At 61.0% G+C, this 2,952-nt stretch carries 4 protein-coding genes; all 4 read right to left on the bottom strand.

Features of this window, described 5'->3' with window-relative positions; genetic code table 11:
* On the bottom strand, positions 1-303 hold a 303-nt coding region (locus tag RMN95_RS09645), incomplete at its 3' end, for an SRPBCC family protein (RefSeq protein ID WP_309616706.1).
* 119 nt (positions 304-422) lie between these two features.
* Positions 423-764 carry a DUF2834 domain-containing protein gene (locus RMN95_RS09640; protein WP_309616705.1) on the bottom strand — a complete coding sequence of 114 codons (342 nt, stop codon included), beginning with the start codon at positions 762-764 and terminating at the stop codon, positions 423-425.
* 185 nt (positions 765-949) lie between these two features.
* Positions 950-1,168: a hypothetical protein gene (locus RMN95_RS09635; protein ID WP_309616704.1), complete on the bottom strand. Its 219-nt coding sequence runs from the start codon at positions 1,166-1,168 to the stop codon at positions 950-952.
* Positions 1,169-1,412: 244 nt separating this feature from the next.
* A complete protein-coding gene (locus RMN95_RS09630) occupies positions 1,413-1,664 on the bottom strand; it encodes a hypothetical protein (protein WP_309616703.1) in 252 nt (83 codons plus the stop codon).
* Between the last annotated feature and the right edge of the window lie 1,288 nt (positions 1,665-2,952).

Below are 2,952 nucleotides of genomic sequence, written 5' to 3'. Positions count from 1 at the left end.
CTGCACGGCGACCCGTGATGACGTGTCGCTGAGCCGATGGAACGTAACGACACCCGCGTGGTCTACCTCGCCACCGGTGCTGGTCCACGCGATTCGGTCATCCGGAATCTGCTCAGCGATCACGGTGTCGAACTCGCGAGTGTTGCCCGCGATGCTCACCACCCAGTGGTTGTGGGTCTCGTCCTGCTGCGTGATCGAGTCGACCACGGTCAGGAATTTCGGGAACTCTTCGAACTGTGTCCACTGGTTGTATGAGATGTTCACCGGAACATCCACATCGATTGTTTGCAGTATCTGTGCCATAGTGCGGCTCCTTCGTCATTGCGTGCCTGTCATTCCACGTTAGGCAAAAAGTCGAATGGATGCCGGGGGTTGATCCCGCGCCAGGGGACGACTATAGCGGCGCCTCGGTGGGCACCCCGTCAGGCGGACGGGACCCGCGCCGCCGTCAGCTTCCGCTCGCGCATGGCCAGGAACAGCGGAAACGTGAAGGCGAAGGCCGTGAGCCCCGAGAGCACGATGTAGAGCCAGGCGCGCTTCATCCCGAGCCTGTGCGATTCGATAACGATGAGGATGCTGCCCGCCACCGCCACGACCAACAGATCGACGGTGAGCGACGACACCGAGGGACCGCTGCCCACCCAGTCACCGATGAAATTGCGCGATTGGATGATCGCGAGAGTGTTAAAGGTCCAGGTGCCGACGAGGCCGACGATGGCAAGTACGAGCCAGGTGATGGCGAGCGGGGTCCAGTGTTTGGTCATGGTCCATTCTGCGCGCACCACCTCCTCGGGAGTCCACCATCGTGACCTCCCTCAGCGGCGATTCGCGGACGCGCTCAACTCGCCGGAGCCGGGCCGTGACAGGGACGACGGCGACTTCAGCAGGGGAATATTGACGAACGCACGGGCAGCGGTCTGATCGGCGCTTCAGTCTTGTGTGGATGGCGTTACCGGCCGGGGAAAGTTCCCTCGTAATCTTGCCAGGTACCCGCGAGGCGTTCCATCGCCCAGCGCTGATGCTCTTTCGAGGCATCATCCCTGCCAGCGAAATCCATCACGATGTAATGGATGACGAAGCCATCCTCCAGCGACGCTGCATAGTCGGCTGCCTGATCGCGAGTGGCGAATCTCAAGTAGGCGGCCTCGTCGGTGTCGAATGCCTCCACGCAGTTCAGTTGGTCGGCGCACACTTCTTCGGTGGTGTTGACCGAGTTGCTGGTGACGTCGACCAGCGGGCTTGCATGGGCTTGATCAGTCCGCCGCCGGCTCCGACGATGATGACTCCGGGCAGCCGATCCTCATCGGACACACAGCGAGCGAAGACACCGAAACGATCTAGCCAAGATCGATCCCCTCCACCGAATAGCGCTCTAGAGGCACTGGCGAGCTGAGGTTCTACAACGAGCCGCGTCAGTGGCGATCATCAACGACGTCGGCCGTACTCCGCCACAAGCTGTCGCTGCGCGAGTAGGCGACCTCGAGCGCGAAGTGCAAAAGGTCGACCGCTCGATTGCCGGCTTCTCCAACCACCTTGGAGACACATCCCGGCCTGCCGACGGCGACTACCGCTCCCGTCTCGAGGTTCAACGCAAAACTCTTCTCGAGCAGCTCCGCTATTGGAGTGAAGTGAGGGCACAGCAGCTCGAAACGAGTGTCGCTCATGCTGCCGGTCCAACCACGATCGGCAAAGGCGACATGGTGCTCTATCAAGGCCGCTGGCACCAGGTGATCCGAGTCAATGCGAAGTCCATCTCCGTTCGCAGTCAGGCGGCGGGAGTTGGACCGACACAATTCCCTACGGCCAACTCGACGATCACCGTCCGGTTTCTCAGTGACGGCATGCGGCACACCATCCAGTGGACGCGAACAACAACCCACTCAGCGACGATAGAGATCTCCGTAGCGGGCCTCGCTGCGTGGGCCATTCGCGGCGGCCCAATCCGAGCCGTCGATGCTCTATCACCCACTGCCCCCACGGCAGCTGCTCTCGGAATATCACTGTCCCGAAATCATCATCTCCGCCAACGGCTCCTGCAGATTTGCACCGAGAGTTATAACGTTGGTGAGTGCGAGATCTCTTCAGCCCACATCGACGACGGGGTATGGCGCCGTGCTCTCCCCCTCCGCTATCTTCTAGCCATGTGGAGTTCAAGGACGAGACATCGGCGCATCTGGGTGGTCGCAGGCGTAGCTGCCGTTGTCCTAATGTGGGCACCCGCGCACCTCCCCTCGGCGACGGCGCAAGACGCTCTGCCCCAGCCCTCGTCCGGGACTAATCCCTCGGACCTGTACGACAAGGCGCAAGCTTTAGATAGCGATCAGCCCCCCGAGGTGGCCCTGGATGGGTTCGCTTCGGGCCGGCGAGGGGCTGGGACCAATTGTCAGCCCCTCGTTCCGCTTGATGCTGTCGCCCCTTCTGATAAATTTATTTGCGTAGACATCTCGCAACTCGACCAAGATATTTCGCCCCAGCCCGTCCTCCCGCCTGGCGCTCCGTCCCGCGACAGCTCGTCGACGCCCAGCACCACGCTGTTGGCTCCGATCAGACCCATACCGTTGTGGTGCGAACTCAATGAGCAGGTCAGGAAACGGTTTGAGCAGTGCACTGCCTGCGCGTTGACAGTGACGATTGGGTCGGGTTCTACCGTTACGGGCACAAGTTCACAGCTCGTCTCCGATTACAGCTACACCTCGAATTCCGACGTGGCCGTGAACGATCAGCTGCAGGTGTCAGCGACCACGATCGTCGGAACCGCGGCGGGCATTTCTGTCAGAGCAGAACCATTTTGCCTGGGCTGCACAGGCAACGCAGCTGGTTTCACGTCCGGTGAATTCAAGCGGTCGTCGCAACACTTGGTTCTTGCCGCGATCCTAGCTCGGTAGTGATGACCAGTGTGGGTGTGTTCCAGTTGAGGCGTTTCCGTGGCCGGTCGTTGAGTCTTGCAGCGAC

Origin of the sequence: Salinibacterium sp., assembly GCF_031364185.1 — a bacterium.
GTDB lineage: Bacteria > Actinomycetota > Actinomycetes > Actinomycetales > Microbacteriaceae > Rhodoglobus.
The sequence above is the reverse complement of the archived record's forward strand: the minus strand, read 5'-3'. Positions and strand labels throughout refer to the sequence as shown.

What these genes read in the sequence shown, in the direction of transcription:
- RMN95_RS09630 (WP_309616703.1), bottom strand. Translation starts at nt 1,664, where the DNA reads ATGAGCGACACTCGTTTCGAGCTGCTGTGCCCTCACTTCACTCCAATA.
- RMN95_RS09640 (WP_309616705.1), bottom strand. Translation starts at nt 764, where the DNA reads ATGACCAAACACTGGACCCCGCTCGCCATCACCTGGCTCGTACTTGCC.